Source organism: Cryobacterium sp. Sr3, assembly GCF_004402835.1.
Lineage (GTDB): Bacteria > Actinomycetota > Actinomycetes > Actinomycetales > Microbacteriaceae > Cryobacterium > Cryobacterium sandaracinum.
This window is the reverse complement of the sequence record NZ_SOFA01000036.1, coordinates 42,711-58,645: the sequence shown is the minus strand read 5'-3', so window position 1 is coordinate 58,645 and position 15,935 is coordinate 42,711. Positions and strand designations below refer to the sequence as shown.

At 67.0% G+C, this 15,935-nt stretch carries 19 protein-coding genes and 1 tRNA gene; 7 read left to right on the top strand and 13 right to left on the bottom strand.

What is annotated here, in order from left to right:
• Positions 1-2: 2 nt before the first annotated feature.
• The 4 genes from E3N94_RS10685 to E3N94_RS10670 are packed head-to-tail and all read right to left on the bottom strand — an operon-like array spanning position 3 to position 2,933.
• Positions 3-521 carry a DMT family transporter gene (locus E3N94_RS10685; protein WP_241987109.1) on the bottom strand — a complete coding sequence of 173 codons (519 nt, stop codon included), beginning with the start codon at positions 519-521 and terminating at the stop codon, positions 3-5.
• On the bottom strand, positions 518-1,021 hold the full coding sequence (locus E3N94_RS10680; protein WP_104101929.1) for a DUF427 domain-containing protein: 504 nt from the start codon (positions 1,019-1,021) through the stop codon (positions 518-520). Before E3N94_RS10680 ends, E3N94_RS10685 begins: the two co-directional genes overlap by 4 nt.
• Positions 1,018-1,701: a response regulator transcription factor gene (locus E3N94_RS10675; protein WP_134570213.1), complete on the bottom strand. Its 684-nt coding sequence runs from the start codon at positions 1,699-1,701 to the stop codon at positions 1,018-1,020. The genes E3N94_RS10680 and E3N94_RS10675 overlap by 4 nt, the downstream gene beginning before the upstream one ends.
• Positions 1,698-2,933, bottom strand: a complete 1,236-nt coding sequence (locus E3N94_RS10670) for a histidine kinase (protein ID WP_134570212.1) — start codon at positions 2,931-2,933, stop codon at positions 1,698-1,700. The genes E3N94_RS10675 and E3N94_RS10670 overlap by 4 nt, the downstream gene beginning before the upstream one ends.
• Positions 2,934-3,074: 141 nt before the next feature.
• On the opposite strand from E3N94_RS10670, the gene E3N94_RS10665 reads away from it, so the two are divergent.
• Both E3N94_RS10665 and E3N94_RS10660 read left to right on the top strand, forming a co-directional pair.
• Complete coding sequence (locus E3N94_RS10665; protein ID WP_104101921.1) at positions 3,075-3,989, top strand: universal stress protein; 915 nt, start codon at positions 3,075-3,077, stop codon at positions 3,987-3,989.
• Complete coding sequence (locus tag E3N94_RS10660; RefSeq protein WP_134570211.1) at positions 3,986-4,696, top strand: universal stress protein; 711 nt, start codon at positions 3,986-3,988, stop codon at positions 4,694-4,696. Before E3N94_RS10665 ends, E3N94_RS10660 begins: the two co-directional genes overlap by 4 nt.
• A 43-nt stretch (positions 4,697-4,739) precedes the next feature.
• Here the strand turns inward: E3N94_RS10660 and E3N94_RS10655 are convergent, their stop codons facing one another.
• The 9 genes from E3N94_RS10655 to E3N94_RS10620 form a co-directional block, all read right to left on the bottom strand.
• A complete protein-coding gene (locus E3N94_RS10655) occupies positions 4,740-5,618 on the bottom strand; it encodes a universal stress protein (RefSeq protein ID WP_134342914.1) in 879 nt (292 codons plus the stop codon).
• A 103-nt stretch (positions 5,619-5,721) separates the two neighbouring features.
• A complete protein-coding gene (locus E3N94_RS10650; RefSeq protein WP_134342915.1) occupies positions 5,722-6,060 on the bottom strand; it encodes a hypothetical protein in 339 nt (112 codons plus the stop codon).
• Between the two features lie 79 nt (positions 6,061-6,139).
• Positions 6,140-6,286, bottom strand: coding sequence for an ANTAR domain-containing protein (locus E3N94_RS17230; RefSeq protein ID WP_233191471.1), 147 nt, complete (start codon positions 6,284-6,286; stop codon positions 6,140-6,142).
• A gap of 30 nt (positions 6,287-6,316) precedes the next feature.
• Positions 6,317-6,577, bottom strand: coding sequence for a GAF domain-containing protein (locus tag E3N94_RS17225; RefSeq protein WP_241986036.1), 261 nt, complete (start codon positions 6,575-6,577; stop codon positions 6,317-6,319).
• Between the two features lie 344 nt (positions 6,578-6,921).
• Positions 6,922-7,224 (bottom strand): hypothetical protein, encoded by a 303-nt coding sequence (locus E3N94_RS10640; protein WP_134570210.1) that lies wholly within the window; start codon positions 7,222-7,224, stop codon positions 6,922-6,924.
• A gap of 253 nt (positions 7,225-7,477) precedes the next feature.
• Positions 7,478-8,203, bottom strand: coding sequence for a 5'-methylthioadenosine/S-adenosylhomocysteine nucleosidase (gene mtnN, locus E3N94_RS10635; RefSeq protein ID WP_104101904.1), 726 nt, complete (start codon positions 8,201-8,203; stop codon positions 7,478-7,480).
• Positions 8,200-8,652 (bottom strand): S-ribosylhomocysteine lyase, encoded by a 453-nt coding sequence (locus tag E3N94_RS10630; protein WP_134415022.1) that lies wholly within the window; start codon positions 8,650-8,652, stop codon positions 8,200-8,202. The genes mtnN and E3N94_RS10630 overlap by 4 nt, the downstream gene beginning before the upstream one ends.
• An 88-nt stretch (positions 8,653-8,740) precedes the next feature.
• Positions 8,741-8,813: transfer RNA gene (locus tag E3N94_RS10625), tRNA-Val, on the bottom strand.
• 71 nt (positions 8,814-8,884) lie between these two features.
• Complete coding sequence (locus E3N94_RS10620; RefSeq protein ID WP_104101900.1) at positions 8,885-9,352, bottom strand: peroxiredoxin; 468 nt, start codon at positions 9,350-9,352, stop codon at positions 8,885-8,887.
• 256 nt (positions 9,353-9,608) lie between these two features.
• Here E3N94_RS10620 and aceE point away from each other — a divergent pair, with 256 nt between their 5' ends.
• The 5 genes from aceE to E3N94_RS10595 all read left to right on the top strand — a co-directional run bounded on the left by aceE (position 9,609) and on the right by E3N94_RS10595 (position 15,911).
• On the top strand, positions 9,609-12,335 hold the full coding sequence (gene aceE, locus E3N94_RS10615; RefSeq protein WP_104101897.1) for a pyruvate dehydrogenase (acetyl-transferring), homodimeric type: 2,727 nt from the start codon (positions 9,609-9,611) through the stop codon (positions 12,333-12,335).
• An 8-nt stretch (positions 12,336-12,343) separates the two neighbouring features.
• On the top strand, positions 12,344-13,549 hold the full coding sequence (locus tag E3N94_RS10610) for a helix-turn-helix domain-containing protein (protein WP_104101895.1): 1,206 nt from the start codon (positions 12,344-12,346) through the stop codon (positions 13,547-13,549).
• A 105-nt stretch (positions 13,550-13,654) separates the two neighbouring features.
• Positions 13,655-14,581 (top strand): ACP S-malonyltransferase, encoded by a 927-nt coding sequence (locus tag E3N94_RS10605; protein ID WP_104101893.1) that lies wholly within the window; start codon positions 13,655-13,657, stop codon positions 14,579-14,581.
• Positions 14,582-14,593: 12 nt separating this feature from the next.
• Positions 14,594-15,598 (top strand): beta-ketoacyl-ACP synthase III, encoded by a 1,005-nt coding sequence (locus E3N94_RS10600; RefSeq protein WP_134570209.1) that lies wholly within the window; start codon positions 14,594-14,596, stop codon positions 15,596-15,598.
• A 64-nt stretch (positions 15,599-15,662) separates the two neighbouring features.
• Positions 15,663-15,911 carry an acyl carrier protein gene (locus tag E3N94_RS10595; RefSeq protein WP_104101888.1) on the top strand — a complete coding sequence of 83 codons (249 nt, stop codon included), beginning with the start codon at positions 15,663-15,665 and terminating at the stop codon, positions 15,909-15,911.
• Positions 15,912-15,935: the final 24 nt, after the last annotated feature.

The following is a 15,935-nucleotide window of genomic DNA, read 5'->3' as shown; positions in this document are numbered from 1 at the left end:
CGTCAGCCTACCGGTGACGAGGCGGTGCGCCCTCCTGACGACGGTTGACCGGAATTCCGAGGAACTGCAAGCGCGGTCACCGCCACCAGAACCAGCCCGAGCCCGGCCCAGCCGGACGGTGGCAACCGCTCGCCGACGATCAGGACCGCCAGCAGCGTAGCCACGAGAGGTTCGACCAGGGTGAGGCTGGTCGCCGTGCTGCCGCAGACCGTGCGCGGGCCGCGGCCGAAGAGCAGATAGGCGGCGAACATGGGCCCGATCGCGCGAGCAGCCCGAGCAGAACGCCCAGAGGAGCGGACCCGGCGGCCTGGTCCGACTGCCGGCCGGTGATCAGCAGAATCGTGCCGAGCAGAGCCACCAGTGTGCACAGTGTCCAGAGCCGTGTGACTGCCCTTGGTCGCCAGCGGGCTGGCGCTGACGGGCAGGAAGTGCGCGGCCGTGCCCGTCGTTCCCCAGAGCAGCGCAGCCAGAAGGATGGGGGCCACGCTGAGCCGGCTCGTGACGGTTCGCGGCGGCGTCACCATCCGAGAGTGCCGGGAGCCCCCTTGAACGGTCCGACGACCCGGGAGGTGATCCAGCCGCCGTAGAAGTCGCCCGGCTGAGGCAGCACCGCTTCCCCGTTCACGGTAACGAGGTCCATCCGTCCGGGGTACAGCGCGACGCGGTTCGCCAGATCCTCGAAGCCCCGCGTCGGCGACGGGTAGTACCACCCGGCCGCCTCCTCCACACGCCCCGGGGTGACCACGCTCAGGTACGACGCCTCGCCCTTGTACTCGCAGTACGATCGGCCGGTCACCGGTTCGAGGCTCCCCGCCCGGAACGCGGAGCGCGGCAGGTAGTAGACCGGCGGATGGCTGGTCTCGAGCACCCGGACGGCATCGTCGGTGTCGACCAGGACCAGGCCACCGAGGGTGACGACGACCCGGTCGGCACTCGTCTCCACGCGAGGCGGTCGCGGGTAATCCCAGACCGATTCCTGGCCGGGTCCGGGCACAACCCGGTTAGTGCGAAACGGCTTCATCCGGCCAGCGTACCGGGAGCGGCCGGGTGAATTCGAACATTGGACGAACCCTCCTGGCGCTGCAACTCCACCCCGAAGACGGCGGCCTGGGTGCGGCGCTCCATGCCGAGTTTGCTGAGCACCCCCGACACATAGTTCTTCACCGTCTTCTCCGCCAGGTCAAGGTGCTCGCCGATCTGGCGGTTGGTGAGGCCCCGGGAGATCAGATCGAGGACTTGCCGTTCCCGCGTCGTCAGCGCGCGGGCGGCAGGGTCGCCTCGGTCCAGCCCCAACGAGGTTGCCACCCGTCCGGCCAGCAGCGGGGTGAGCAGCGACTCCCCCCCTGCCACACGCCGGATTCCCTGCACCAGGCGATCACCGCGGATGTCCTTCAAGACATAGCCGGACGCCCCAGCCAGGACGGCGGCGCGGCTGGCCATGTCGTCGTCGAACGCCGTGAGCATCAGGCACCGGATGCCGGGATCCCTCCGCCGGATGTCCCGGCAGGCGTCGATGCCGCTTCCGTCGGGCAGCCTCACGTCAAGGACCACGACGTCCGGCCGGGTGGCGGCGACCCTCGCCACGGCCTGCCGCCTCGTTGCCGCCTCCCCCACCACTTCCAGGTCAGCTTCGGCGTTGATCAGGGCAGCCAGGCCGATACGGACGACGTCGTGGTCGTCGACCACGAACACGCGCGTCATCGGGAAGTCTCTGCGGAAGCGTCGCTCACGCGCGCCGTCCAACGCAGTTCGGCACCGCGCGGCGCCCGGTCGCGCAGCGACACCATCCCCTGCCAGCGTTCGGCTCTGACCGCCAGATTAGCGACGCCGCTGCGCCGACTTGCGCCGGTCAGACCGACGCCGGTGTCGCCGATCTCGACCGTGAGGATGTGCGCTGCGACCGAGACGCGCACTTCAGCCTCCCGGGTTCCGGAGTGCCGGACCACGTTGGTCAGCCCCTCGCGCACGACCGCCACGACATCATCAGCCAGCGAGGTGGAAACGAGCAGATCGATCGCCCCGGAGAACACCACCCGCGGCGGGTGCGCAAAGAGAGGTCCGACCTCGTCGAGCAGGTCGACGATGCTGCGGCGAAGCCCGTGCCGGTCGGGGTCCGCCTGCGTCGACAGCCCGAAGATCGCGGTGCGGAGGTCGGCGATGACCGCGTCGAGCGCTCCCACCTGGTCGGCCAGCCGCCGCCCGAACACCGGGTCGGCGGTCATCCCGCCGAGGGCGCGCACGGCGAGCCCGACAGCGAAGACCCGCTGAATGACCCGGTCGTGCAGCTCACGTGCGATCCGGTCGCGATCGGTGAGCACCGCCAGACGCGCCCGGTCCGTGCTGCTCCGCTCGAGGTGGCGGCCCGCATATGCCAGTCGGGCGAAATCGACGGCCGAATCGAGGTCCACGGCAGTGAACGGGGGCGCCCCGCTGGGCCGGGAGGCCGTGAGCACCACTGCGGGCGGGCCGGTTTCCCCGGCTTTGCCCAGCGGGACCACCAGGGTCGACCCGAGTATCAGGAGCGACTCGGGGCCCGCAGCCTCGCGCTCTTCCCGGCCGACGAGGACCGGCCGGCCGGTGGCCATCGCCCGGCCGCACAGGCTCCCCGCTACGGGGAAGGCCAGGCCGTCCAACGGTCGAATGGCGCTGCCATGAGCCGCGTGGACGACAAAACCGTCCCCCACGCCCGAATCAACACCAGGCGGCCCGATGACGCAGACTAGGTCCGCATCCGCAGCCGACGCGAAGATGTCTGCCAGCAACATCAGTGGGTCACCCGTTCGCTCGCCCCGCAAACCCTCGATGAAATCGGCGGATGCGGCCACCCACCGCGACCGGCGCGGGAGGGGCAGGTGCGCCGGCAGGTCGATCACTGTCTCCGAGCGAGCCTCGGGACGTTCGTTCAGGGTGACCGGGATAGTTTCGTGGGGCATGACCGAGGACCGCCTCTCGTCTGGTAGCGGGGATACTACCCGCACGGGACCTTCGGCCCTGTCCCGGTCCGGCAGGCACTGCGATCATAACGTGGGGCGGACTGTCCGGTGCGATTCCACCCCAGAGCAGGAGTCACACCCATGGTTGAAAAAGTGATCGTCGCCATTGACGGTGGGGCCGCGAGCAAGGCGGCCCTGGAGTGGGCCCTCGACCGGGTCGTGACGCTCGAACGGATGCAGGGCACGCCCGTGCAACTCGAACTCACCACAGTGGTGGAGCTGGGCTGGTACCCCGCTGAGGGATCGGACTATTCCAGTCAGCCTGCCTACGAGCGCCCGCTCGCGGAAGCCCTTCGACGGGTCGAACAGGTGGCACCCTCCTGCCGGAAGACGAGCTACATCCGCCATGGCGTCCCGGTCGATGAGCTGGCGCGGGCATCGGCGACCGCCGACCTTCTGGTCATCGGCACGAACAAGACCGGTGTTCTCGCCGGGACGGTCTTCGGCACCCTTCCCCTTCGCCTCGCGGCCCACGCCCGTTGCCCTGTCGTCGTCGTCCCCGTCAACTGGCAGGCACGTGGCGGCCACATCGTCGTGGGCATGGAGAACGACGTCACGGCCCTGGTCGCCGTTGACTTCGCGGCCCGCGAAGCCGAGCGTTACAAACTCCCTCTCGATATCGTCCACGCCTGGACCATTCCCGCGACCGTGGCCGTCGAATACGGTGCCGTCCTGCCCTACGAGGAGATACGGGACGCCCACGCGCGCATCCAGTCGGGGGCAACGAGGAGGGTTCGCGACGCGCATCCGGCGCTGCATATCGCCGAGGTTCTGAAACAGGGCACCGCGGCATCCGTGCTCGTGAATGCCTCCCAAACGGCGTCCCTCGTCGTCGTCGGCACACACGGCCGGGGTGCCGTCGGCAGCCTCTTTCTCGGTTCGGTCAGCCACGACGTGCTGATGAACCTGCCGTGCCCGGTCGCTGTGGTCCCCCGCCCGGCCGGTGAACGCGCCGAGTCCCGACCGGACTCCACGGAAGGTGTGAAGAAGCGGTGAACACCTCCTACATCGGATTCGACGGGTCGCCCGTGGTCCTGGTGCACGTCGTCGACGATGAGTGGGGGCTGCTGGGTCCCGACTACGCGCGGGAGGCCGAGCGCCGGGCGAGCAGTCTGCTCACGCAGGAGATCACCGCGGCGAAGACGCATCCCGGGCTGGACATCGGCGCGCTCGTCCTGCACGGGTCTCCCGCCTGGACGCTCGCCGCGGTGCCGACATCCGACGATGTTTTGGTCGTCGGAACCCACAAGACCGGTTCCCTGAGCGGACGCGTGCTCGGCTCGCGCAGCGTTCAGATCGCCGCGGCGGCCGGCTGCACCGTCGCCGCGGTGCCGGAATCGACCACAGACAGCCGAAGCGGAGTCGTCGTGGATGTCGACCGTTTCGAGGGATCCACCTCGGCCGTCATTCTCGGCGCCCAGGAGGCGCGCCGCCTTGGCCACGAACTCATCCTCGTGCATGCGCCCTCGACTTTGCGTGCGGAGCCCGGAGCTCGCGACTGCCGCGACCCCCGGCGCGTTCGTGAATCCCCGGCTGGTGCACCGGCCGCCGGCCGAGGCTCTGCTCGATGTCGGCAGCGAGGCTGCCATACCGTGCTCAGAGTTTCACATCCGAGGCCCGTGACCCAGTCGGTGATCGATTCAGTCACCCACGACGTCCTGATGAACATCAACGTGCCTGTGCTGATCGCCCGGTCCGACTGACACCCTCCGATTCGCACGCTCCGATGCGAGCGCTGTGGATAACTTAGACGGGTTCGCTAACCGGTCCGGTCTCGGTGCCGGCGACCCTGATCACGGCGACTGGGCAGGGCATGGTCAAAACGATCACATGACTGACCGAACCCAGCCAGAAGCGAGCGAACCCGTGGCGACCGTGGCTGCCCACAACGAGAAGCCGCGCACCGGTCGCCGCCGACACAAGTGCGTCCACCGGCAACCCGAGGTCGAGCCGCAGGTCGAGCACCAGGTCCGGATAGCGTTCGGCCAGTCCCACCACCGCTTCGGAGAGGACCAGGCGGTCCGCCTCATCGGGCACCATCGGCCAGTCGATCATGGCGCGCTCTTCGGTCCAAGGGGCCGGCGCACTCCAGCAGTACAGCGCCGTCAACCGCTCGCCCGGGCGGTCCGCCTGATCCGCGGCGAATGTCACAGCGGCGAGGGATGCCTCGGAACCGTCCACCCCGACGACGACGCCGGTGCCGCGCTGTTCCTCCCGCTCGGGCACGACGACGACGGAACCGGCGGCGTAAGCCGCGATCTGCGCGGCTTGGGTGCTGAAGACATAGTCCCGAAACCGGCCCAGGGCGTGCGAGCCCACGACGAGGAGTTGCGCGCCGACGGCCCAGTCGGTGAGGGCCCCGGTGGGCGAGCCCTCGAGGACCGTCGTGCGAAAAGTCAGGTCAGGAGCGACACTGCGGGCCTCCTCACCCTCACGGGCGAGCAGCAGTTCGGCCTGCTCGCGGGCCGAGTGCAGAAACCCGGCTGGGGTCGTGCCGAAGGTCGCGTCGACGACGTGCACCAACTCGATCTCCAGGCTCCGGGGACGCGCATAGTCGAGCGCCCACTGGAGCGCAGCCCGAGCCGGCGGCCGACCGCTGACGCCCACTACAACACGGTTGTCCACGACGACCTCCTCCGCTCCCCGTCACAGCGGGCAGAACGGGGTCTACGATGTCGCGCGCCGATCCGACAGAACAGGGCCGAAAGTCCCGGCGTCGGTCAGGACGTCAGTAGTCGAACTCGTCGAACTGTGGCGAATCCAGCCCGTCGCCCGTCCACGAGGCTCGGCCCGAGGCCGTGCCGACCAGGGCCTTATGGCGGAGAGTGTCCACCGTCTCCGGCTCCAACAGCTCTGACCGTGCGGAACCGGCAGTAACGCAGACCAATCGGCCGGATCCGCCGATCAGGATCTGGATGCGACCCAGCAGGCCAGTCTCTTTGACGATCGGGATGTCGACGACATCGACCTGGGGACGGAGACTCAACGCCTCGGCATAGTGCATGACGGCATCCGCAAGGTCATCGCCCGTGATGACCGATCCGCCGGGGTGAAATAGACGCTTCATGGTAGACCCCTGATTGTTCACGAAATGGACATGTGCAGCCAAGGTCTGGGGCATATTCCGATTCTAGACCGTGCGGGGTTTACAGGTCGAGAGTTCGGTTCACAACCTGTTCGGCAACCTCGACCAGCCACTGGCCGTTGTCGCGGGCATATTGACGCAGGGTCGCGAAGGCCTCTTCCATGTCGACGGTGTGGGTGAAAGCGACGACGCCCTTGGCCTGCTCGATCAGAACGCGGCTACTGAGCGCGCGTTGCAGCTACGCCCGAGCCACGCCGCTCTCCCTGATGGCGCGTTCCTGAAGAATGCCGATGGTGGCGGTGTCGGCCAGCGCCTGGACCGTGCGCAGGTCCCCCGCTCCCAGACCGCCGAGGCGATCCCAGAAGACATTGAGCGATCCGATGGTCGTCGCTCGCAGCCGCAGGGGGACCGAATGCATCGACTTGAAGCCAAGTTCGAGCGCTCCCGCCCGGAACCGTGGCCACGCCGGGGCGAGGACATCGAGGTCGGGAATGGCCACGGGTAGCCGGTCGTGTAGCACTCGACGCACGGCCCATTGCCGGCCCGCAGCTGCGATATTTCAATCAGGCGACTTCGTTCGTCGGTTGAGGCCACGACCTCGAGATCGTTGTCGTTGTAGGCGGAGAGGATGATCCCGACCGCGGACGCCCCGAAGAGTGTGGCGCAGGTCTCTACGAGTGTGTGCAGCAGGTCGACGACGTCGTACCCGACGACAAGCGGGTCGGCCAGCGTGACGAAGGTCTCAACCAACTGACCTTCACGTGTTCTGGTCACCATAATTCCATCTCAATACCCGTCTAATTCTGAAGTAAACATCAACCCTTCGCGCCACAACATCGTCCGCTACCTCGCGGACCGTGCGCGCGTGGGAGTGCGGGGGCGGCGGGAGTACAGGTCAACCGCTCCGATGTCCAACGTTCCGACGTTCCGACGTTCCGACGTTCCGACGACCATCGGGAACGCGAACACGCCTTCGACGTCGCTCGCGCCGAACGGTGCGCCGAGGGTGGAGATCGCCACGCCGGTGACGGGCAGCACCCGCAGGAACGGCGAACACAGGTGCGTGCTGTTCAGGTGTGCGTTGCGCAACTCCTCGACGGCGAGGCCGAACGATTGACGGTCAGACCGGGACATGACGACGTTCACCCCCCAGGGCATCCGTTACTCGGATCGAAATTACTCGCATCGAAGTCGCTCGCGCGTGAGTGTGAACGGTGCCTTCACGACCACTCGGCTCCGCGGGAAAGCAACGATTATTCCGCGGCGGGCAGCGACTTTCTCAGTCACGCCGTTTCCAGCGTATCGCGCGGAACCCGGCTCCGTAGAGCTATTGAAGAACCTGCGTCCGACCTTTGCACGCACCGAGGATCGGTCACGGCCGGATGGGGCGTAGGCCGAGTCAGTCGGCGAACCTGCGCAGCATCTCCAGCACGACCGCGGCCGAGCGGTCGGCCGCGTCGTCGATGTGGGTGAGGTGATCGTCAACCGGTCCGCACAGGTCGGAGATGCCGCGGACCGCCACGAACGGTACGCCATGAGCGAAGCAGGTTTGAGCAGCGCCCACGGATTCCATGTCGGTGGCGAGAACCCCGGGGAACAGCACGCGGAGGCTCTCTGCGCGCTCCACGCTCACGAAGGCGTCGTTGGAGACCAGCAGCCCGCGGCGCACGACCAGCGCCGATCCGTCGGGCATCCGGGCAGCCGACTCGGCGCCCCGCAGCGCCTCAGTCGCGCCCTCGTAGCGAGCCGGCATGCCGGGCACCTGGCCGAGCGCGTACCCGAAGACGCGTGCGTCAGCGTCGCTGTTGAGGTATTCGCTCCCGATGACCACCTCGCCCACCCGCACCTGGGCGCCCACCCCGCCGGCCGAACCCGCGCTGATCACCAGCGGCGACGCCTCGGGGTCCTCGGCGCGCACAAAGAGGAGTGCGGATGTCGTCCCACCGGCCGCGTTGACCAGCCCGATGCCGCTCTGCACGAGCAGCACTTCACGCCCGGCCAAGGTGAGGCGGTGCCGGCGGGCCCTGCCGATGGCGACCGGCGGCGCGGAAGCGGTGGCCGCCGCCAGGAACGGAGCGGCCTCCTCCTCCATCGCGACCAGAATGATCGCGTCGACGGTCGTCATGCGGTGACGGTGGCCCAGGCGCCGCGGGCGGCCAGGAAGACCTTCACGGCGTCCTGGGCGGCTGCCAACGAGTGGTTGGCTCCCCAACCGCACTGAACCTCGTTGGCGGCGGGCACCTCGGTGGCGCCGAGGATGTCGGTCATGGTGGCCTCGATCAACTCGAGGACCTCGGCGTACTCCGGCTGCCCCTGCAGAATGAGGTAGAAACCGGTTTGACAGCCCATCGGCGAGAAGTCGATGACTCGGGTGGAATGGTTGCGGGAGTGCTCGGCGAAGAGGTGCTCGATCGAGTGCACTGCCGGCATCTCCAGGTGAATGACGTTGGGCTGGGTGAAGCGCACGTCGTACTTCACGATGGTGTCCCCCTGCGGCAGCATCTTGGTATCGGCCAGGCGCACGTAGGGTGCGACAACCGTGCGGTGATCGAGGTTGAACGATTCGACGTTCATTCGTGGCTGATTCACGTGTTCTCCCTGGAAGCTGTCGTGGCACTCGGCTGGGGCTCGTTCGCAACGGACGTGATCAGGGGTTTATGTGTGGGCCCTACCGGGCTCGAACCGATGACATCCACGGTGTAAACGTGGCGCTCTACCAACTGAGCTAAAGGCCCCTGACGCAACGGCCGGTGAAGGCCGTGGTCCATCATACAGATTCTGCGCGCCGGGTGGACCGCGGCCGGGTTCAAGCCGGCTGGAGTTCGCCGATCGCAGCCCGGTAGGCCTCCAGCGACCGGGGCTCGCCCGGCGCGGTGATGAAGCTGGCCCGGATGATCCCCTCAGGGTCGATCAAGAACGTGGCCCGGTTCGCAAAGCCCTTTTGCTCGAGGAACACCCCGTATTCCTTAGCGACCGCACCGTGCGGCCAGAAGTCGGCCAGGAGGTCGAAGGTGTACCGTTCCTGTTCCCCCCAGGCACGCAGGGCGTGACGGGAATCGACCGAGATGCCGAGCAGTTCCACCTCGTTGGCGACGAACAACGACAGATTGTCCCGCAGCTCGCACAACTCGCCACTGCAGATTCCGGAGAACGCGAGGGGGAAGAAGACCAGGGCGACCGACTTCTTCCCGCGGAACTCGCTGAGCTGCACCCGCTCGCCGAACTGGTTGAAGAGCTCGAAATCAGGAGCCTGGGTGTCATTTTCCAACGCCATGGAGCGCTTCCTTTCGCGCGCCCACGGGAACGATGCAAGGCGACGCCACAGCCTAGCCCCGCCTTCTGCCGGAACCAAGAGGAGCGTCCCGAGGGACCCTCGATTCCCGGCCCGAACGGCGCTCACCGACCGCGCACAAACCGAAGGCAAAATCTGTAGGCTTGCGTGGTGCCATCGGTCGTGATCCAACCGTCATCCGGCACCGCTAACTTGGCAGGTTCGCTTCGATGGTCTGCCCAACAGAGAGAGGTCGAGTGTGACTGTCAACGACCAGGACCCGTATTCGGTTAACAGCACGGATGCGGACCCGGAGGAAACCGCCGAATGGTCGGAATCGCTGGACGCGCTCGTATCGGCCCACGGTCACCAGCGTGGTCGGGAGATCATGCTGACGCTCCTGAAACGCTCCAAGGAACTGCACCTCGGCGTGCCCATGGTGCCGACCACGGACTACATCAATACCATCGCGGCCGGCAATGAACCCGACTTCCCCGGCGACGAAGACATCGAGCGCCGCTACCGCGCCTGGATACGCTGGAACGCCGCCGTTCTCGTGCACCGTGCTCAGCGCCCCGGAATCTCCGTCGGCGGCCACATCTCGACCTATGCATCCTCCGCTGCCCTCTACGAGGTCGGCTTCAACCACTTCTTCCGCGGCCAGGACCACCCGGGCGGCGGAGACCAGATTTTCATCCAGGGCCATGCCTCCCCCGGAACCTACGCGCGGGCCTTCCTCGAGGGCCGCCTGAGCACCGACCAACTCGACGGATTCCGCCAGGAGAAGTCCCACGGCCCCAACGGGCTGTCCTCCTACCCGCACCCGCGACTGATGCCGGAATTTTGGCAGTTCCCGACGGTCTCCATGGGACTCGGCCCGATCAACGCCATCTACCAGGCGCAAACCAACCGGTACCTCACCAACCGCGGGATCAAGGACGCCAGCGACCAGCAGGTCTGGGCGTTTCTCGGCGACGGCGAGATGGACGAGGTCGAGAGCCGCGGGCAGCTGCAGGTTGCCGCCAACGAGGGTCTCGACAACCTCAATTTCATCGTCAACTGCAACCTCCAGCGCCTCGACGGCCCGGTACGCGGCAACGGCAAGATCATCCAGGAACTGGAAAGCTTCTTCCGCGGCGCCGGCTGGAACGTCATCAAGGTCGTCTGGGGTCGCGAGTGGGACGAGCTGCTCTCCCGCGACACCGATGGCGCCCTGCGCGACCTGATGAACGCCACCCCCGACGGCGACTACCAGACGTACAAGGCCGAGAGCGGTGCGTACGTGCGTGAGCACTTCTTCGGCCGCGACCCCCGCGCGCTCAAGCTCGTCGAGGGTTACACCGACGACGACATCTGGAACCTCAAGCGCGGTGGCCACGACTACCGCAAGGTCTACGCGGCATTCAAGGCCGCATCCGAGCACAAGGGCCAGCCGACCGTTATCCTGGCCAAGACGGTCAAGGGTTACGCCCTCGGCCCGAGCTTCGAGGGCCGCAACGCGACCCACCAGATGAAGAAGTTCACCCTCGACAACCTCAAGACGTTCCGCGACAGCACCCACATGCCGATCACGGATGCCCAGCTCGAGGAGAACCCCTACCTCCCGCCGTACTTCAAGCCGGACGAGGACGATGAGGCGATCCAGTACCTGCATGAGCGCCGCCGCGCGCTCGGCGGGTACGTGCCGGAGCGTCGCAGCAAGTACACGCAGATCACCCTGCCGGGCGACGCGACCTACGCCCCCACCAAGAAGGGTTCCGGCACGCAGGAGATCGCGACCACGATGGCCTTCGTACGGCTGCTCAAGGAACTGCTGCGCGCCAAGGACTTCGGACACCGCATCGTGCCGATCATCCCGGACGAGGCTCGCACCTTCGGCATCGACGCGTTCTTCCCGAACGCCAAGATCTACAACCCCAGCGGCCAGCAGTACACCTCGGTCGACCACGCGCAGCTTTTGGCGTATAAGGAGAGCCCGCAGGGCCAGATCCTGCACGTGGGGATCAACGAAGCCGGCGCGATGGCTGCTTTCACCAACGTGGGCACGTCGTACGCAACGCAGGGTGAGCCGCTCATCCCGATCTACGTCTTCTACTCGATGTTCGGCTTCCAGCGCACGGGCGACGCCATGTGGGCCGCGGGCGATCAGATGACCCGCGGGTTCATGATCGGCGCAACCGCCGGACGCACCACCCTCACCGGTGAAGGCCTGCAGCACGCCGACGGCCACTCGCCGTTGCTGGCCTCGACGAACCCCGCCGTGGTCTCGTACGACCCGGCCTACGGCTACGAGATCGGGCACATCGTGCGGTCGGGACTCGAGCGGATGTACGGAGGAACGCACGCCGACCCCAACGTCATGTACTACATCACGGTCTACAACGAGCCGCAGGTGCAGCCGCGCGAGCCCGACGACGTGGACGTGGACGGCATCGTGCGCGGCATCCACCGCGTCAGCGTGTCCGATGTGTCCGGTCCGAAGGCGCAGCTGTTGGCCTCCGGCGTCTCCGTGCCCTGGGCGCTCGAGGCCCAGGCCCTTTTGGCCGAGGACTGGGGAGTGTCCGCCGACGTCTGGTCGGTCACCTCCTGGGCCGAACTGCGTCGCGATGGCATCGCGGTCGAGGAACACAACTTCCTCTACCCGGACGACGCGCCGCAGATCCCCTATGTGACGGAGAAGCTGGCCGGCACCGCCGGACCGTTCATCGCCGTCACCGACTTCATGCATGCGGTGCCCGATCAGATCCGGCAGTTCGTGCCCGGCGACTTCGCGACCCTCGGCGCCGACGGGTTCGGTTTCTCCGACACCCGCCCGGCGGCCCGCCGCTACTTCAAGATCGACGGACCGTCGATGGTGGTGCGCGCACTCGAACTTCTCGCTCGCCGAGGCGAGGTCGACCGCAGCGTCGTCGGCCAGGCGATCGCGAAGTACCGGTTGCACGACGTAACGGCGGGAACTACCGGTTCCGCCGGGGGCGAGAGCTAACAGCCCCCGTGGCACCCACACCGAAGACGAAGGAACAGACGCTCAGCTGGCTGCGAACGATATCCGGGGAGCTTTCCACGGCGACGCTGAAGCGTCTCGAGGACACGCTGCCCTGGTACGGCGATATGCCGCCCGGGCGGCGTTCCGCCGTGGGCCTGGTCGCCCAGGCCGGGATCACGTCGTTCATCTCGTGGTTTGACGACCCGCGGTCCACTCCCTGGATCGCGGCCGACGTTTTCGGTGCCGCTCCGCGAGAACTGCTGCGCTCAATCAGCCTGCAGCAGACCCTGCAGCTCATCCGCGTCACCGTCGAGGTGGTGGAGGAGCGGGTCAAAGACGGCGGGGAAATCCTGCGGGAGGCCATCCTGCTGTACTCCCGCGAGATCGCCTTCGGCGCGGCGGATGTCTATGCCCGGGCAGCCGAGGCACGCGGCCTCTGGGATGTCCGCCTCGAGGCCCTGGTCGTCGACTCGATCCTGAGCGGCGAGTACGACGACGAACTGCCCAGCCGGATCGCGGCCCTCGGCTGGCACGGGCACGGCGAGGTCTGCGTGCTCGTGGGCACGACACCCAAGATGCTCGACGTCGACCAGCTGCGTCGCTCGGCCCGCCACATGGCCGCCGACGTTCTGATCGGGGTGCAGGGCAACCGGCTCGTCCTGGTCATCGGCCGGGCACACCCGTCGCCGACCGAGACGGATGACGCGATCGGCACGGCCTCCGCCCTCAGCTTCATGGAGATCGCGGTGCAGCTCGAGCCGAGCTTCGGCGCCGGCCACCTGGTGCTCGGCCACGAGGTGCCGAATCTGGTCGACGCGTCCAAGAGCGCTAAGGCCGCCTTGGCCGGCTTCGCCGTGGCGCGCTCCTGGCGCAACGCCCCACGCCCTGTACAGGCGGACGATCTGCTCCCCGAGCGGGCGCTGGCCGGCGATCCGCTTGCCCGCGCCACGCTGATCCACCGGATCTACCGCCCGCTGCAGGCGCATTCGACCGAGCTGCTCACCACACTCTGGTGCTACCTGGACAACGGTCGCTCCCTGGAAGCCACCGCCCGGGAACTGTTCGTACACCCGAACACCGTGCGCTACCGCCTGAAGCGGGTGTCAGAGGTCATCGGCTACGACGCCACGGGCGCCCGTGAGGCCCTCATCCTGCAGGCCGCCCTGATCATCGGGTCGATCAGCGACCACGACGGCTCAACACGCCGGCGTTAATCGCGGCGTCAGAGGTGCCGAACTAACGAGATTCGACAAACACTCCGCGAATAGTTGGTGGATCTCCGACATGCCCGCAACAAACGAGGTTGGGAGACTGGATTAATGATTGTTGTCGTCTGCCCCGGTCAGGGCTCACAAACCCCCGGCTTCCTCGAGCCCTGGCTTCGGAACCCCACTTTCGCCGCCGGCCTGGACGAGATCTCCGCGGCCTGCGGAATTGATCTGATGCGCCACGGCACCGTGAGCGACGCCGACACCATTCGGGACACCCGAATCGCCCAGCCACTGATCGTGGCCGCCGGACTCCTCACGTTGAACGCACTCCTCGCCGACGGCCGGCGGGAGCGCATCACCGGTATCGCCGGTCACTCGGTGGGCGAGATCACCGCCGCAGCCGGCGCCGGCATCCTCAGCGCGGTGGACGCCGTGCGTTTCGTGCGCGAGCGCGGCACCGCCATGGCCGAGGCCGCGGCGCTGGAGCCCTCCGGCATGAGCGCCGTGCTGGGCGGCGATGAGACCGAACTCCTGGCCCGCCTCGACGAACTCGACCTCGCCCCGGCCAACTTCAACGGTGGCGGACAGATCGTCGTCGCCGGCTCACTCGCGGCTCTGGCCGCTCTCGGCAAGAACCCCAATCCGCGCACCCGGGTGATTCCGCTGCAGGTGGCTGGTGCATTCCACACGCGGTATATGCACCCGGCGGTGAAGCACCTCACCCGTGTCTCCGCGCTGCTCGCGCCCGCCGATCCCACGCTTTCGATCTGGACGAACCGGGACGGCAGCGCGGTGTCCAACGGTGTCCGGTTCGTGGAGTTGCTGGTTGATCAGGTGTCCTCGCCGGTACGGTGGGATATGTGCATGCGTTCGTTCGCGGATGCCGGCGTGACCGGAATCATTGAGGTCGCACCGGCCGGGGCTCTTGTCGGCCTCGCCAAACGTGCCCTCAAGGGCGTGCCCAGCGTAGCGATCAGGACGCCGGACGACCTGCCCGCTGCGTTCGACCTGATCGACCAGCAGAACCTAGTCTGACCGAAAGAGAATATGTCCAAGCCAACACTCCAGCAATCGCACGGTCCCCGGTACACCCGGATTCTCTCGATCGGCGCCGCCCGCGGGGACCTGGTCGTGCCCAACGACGACCTGGTCGGTCCGATCGATTCGTCTGATGAATGGATCCAACAGCGCACCGGCATCATCACCCGCACAAGAGCGAGCCAGGACATCCAGGCCGTCGACCTCGCGACGGATGCCGCCCGCGAAGCCATAGAGAGGTCCGGCATCCAGCCACACCTGATCGACGCCGTCATCGTGGCCACGATCAGCAACGGCCGGCAGACACCGTCCATTGCCGCCGTGGTCGCCGATCGGGTCGGCGCCAACCCCGCCGCCGCCTACGACGTCAACGCCGCCTGCGCCGGATACACCTACGCCGTGGCGCAAGCCGATTCCCTGATCCGCACGGGCACCGCCCACTACGCGCTCGTCATCGGCGCCGAGAAGCTATCCGACCTCGTCGACCCCACGGACCGCAGCATCTCGTTCCTCCTCGGCGACGGCGCCGGCGCCGTCGTCATCGGCCCGAGCGACTTCCCGGGGATCGCACCCACCGTGTGGGGATCCGACGGGTCCAAGGCCGATGCCATCACCATGAATCACACCCTGCAGGAATACCGACGCGGAGAATCCGAATGGCCCACCCTGCGCCAGGAAGGCCAAACGGTTTTCCGCTGGGCCGTCTGGAACATGGCGAAGGTGGCTAAGGAGGCTCTCCAGGTCGCGGGAATCGAGAGCGACCAGCTCGCCGCTTTCATCCCGCACCAGGCCAATATGCGCATCATCGACGAGTTCGCCAAGCAACTGAAGCTTCCCAACTCGGTCGTCATCGCCCGCGATGTCGCCACCACCGGGAACACCTCGTCGGCGTCGATCCCGCTGGCCACCCACCGTCTCCTGGAAGAGCACCCCGAGCTCAGCGGTGGCCTCGCCCTCCAGATCGGCTTTGGAGCAGGACTGGTGTTCGGCGCGCAGGTCGTCGTGCTTCCCTAGATTTCACTCAACTCCCCTCTAAACTGAATCTCGGTCATACGAGACACCCCCAAGGAGAAATAACATGGCATTGTCCACCGAAGAAGTTCTTGCCGGCCTGGCCGAACTCATCAACGACGAGACTGGCATCGCGACCGACACAGTTGAGATGGGGAAGTCATTCACCGATGATCTGGACATCGATTCCATCTCGATGATGACCATCGTCGTCAACGCGGAAGAAAAGTTCGACGTCAAGATCCCCGACGAAGAGGTCAAGAACCTCAAGACCGTCGGCAACGCTGTCGACTTCATCGTCAAGGCTCAGGTCTAGTCCACAAATGAACAGGCCGGTCGG

Excerpts from the sequence above, each read along its gene's own strand:
- E3N94_RS10680 (WP_104101929.1), bottom strand. The coding sequence starts at position 1,021 with ATGAAGCCGTTTCGCACTAACCGGGTTGTGCCCGGACCCGGCCAGGAA.
- E3N94_RS10675 (WP_134570213.1), bottom strand. The coding sequence starts at position 1,701 with ATGACGCGCGTGTTCGTGGTCGACGACCACGACGTCGTCCGTATCGGC.
- E3N94_RS10670 (WP_134570212.1), bottom strand. The coding sequence starts at position 2,933 with ATGCCCCACGAAACTATCCCGGTCACCCTGAACGAACGTCCCGAGGCT.
- E3N94_RS10665 (WP_104101921.1), top strand. The coding sequence starts at position 3,075 with ATGGTTGAAAAAGTGATCGTCGCCATTGACGGTGGGGCCGCGAGCAAG.
- E3N94_RS10650 (WP_134342915.1), bottom strand. The coding sequence starts at position 6,060 with ATGAAGCGTCTATTTCACCCCGGCGGATCGGTCATCACGGGCGATGAC.
- mtnN (WP_104101904.1), bottom strand. The coding sequence starts at position 8,203 with ATGACGACCGTCGACGCGATCATTCTGGTCGCGATGGAGGAGGAGGCC.
- E3N94_RS10630 (WP_134415022.1), bottom strand. The coding sequence starts at position 8,652 with ATGAACGTCGAATCGTTCAACCTCGATCACCGCACGGTTGTCGCACCC.
- E3N94_RS10620 (WP_104101900.1), bottom strand. The coding sequence starts at position 9,352 with ATGGCGTTGGAAAATGACACCCAGGCTCCTGATTTCGAGCTCTTCAAC.
- E3N94_RS10605 (WP_104101893.1), top strand. The coding sequence starts at position 13,655 with ATGATTGTTGTCGTCTGCCCCGGTCAGGGCTCACAAACCCCCGGCTTC.
- E3N94_RS10600 (WP_134570209.1), top strand. The coding sequence starts at position 14,594 with ATGTCCAAGCCAACACTCCAGCAATCGCACGGTCCCCGGTACACCCGG.
- E3N94_RS10595 (WP_104101888.1), top strand. The coding sequence starts at position 15,663 with ATGGCATTGTCCACCGAAGAAGTTCTTGCCGGCCTGGCCGAACTCATC.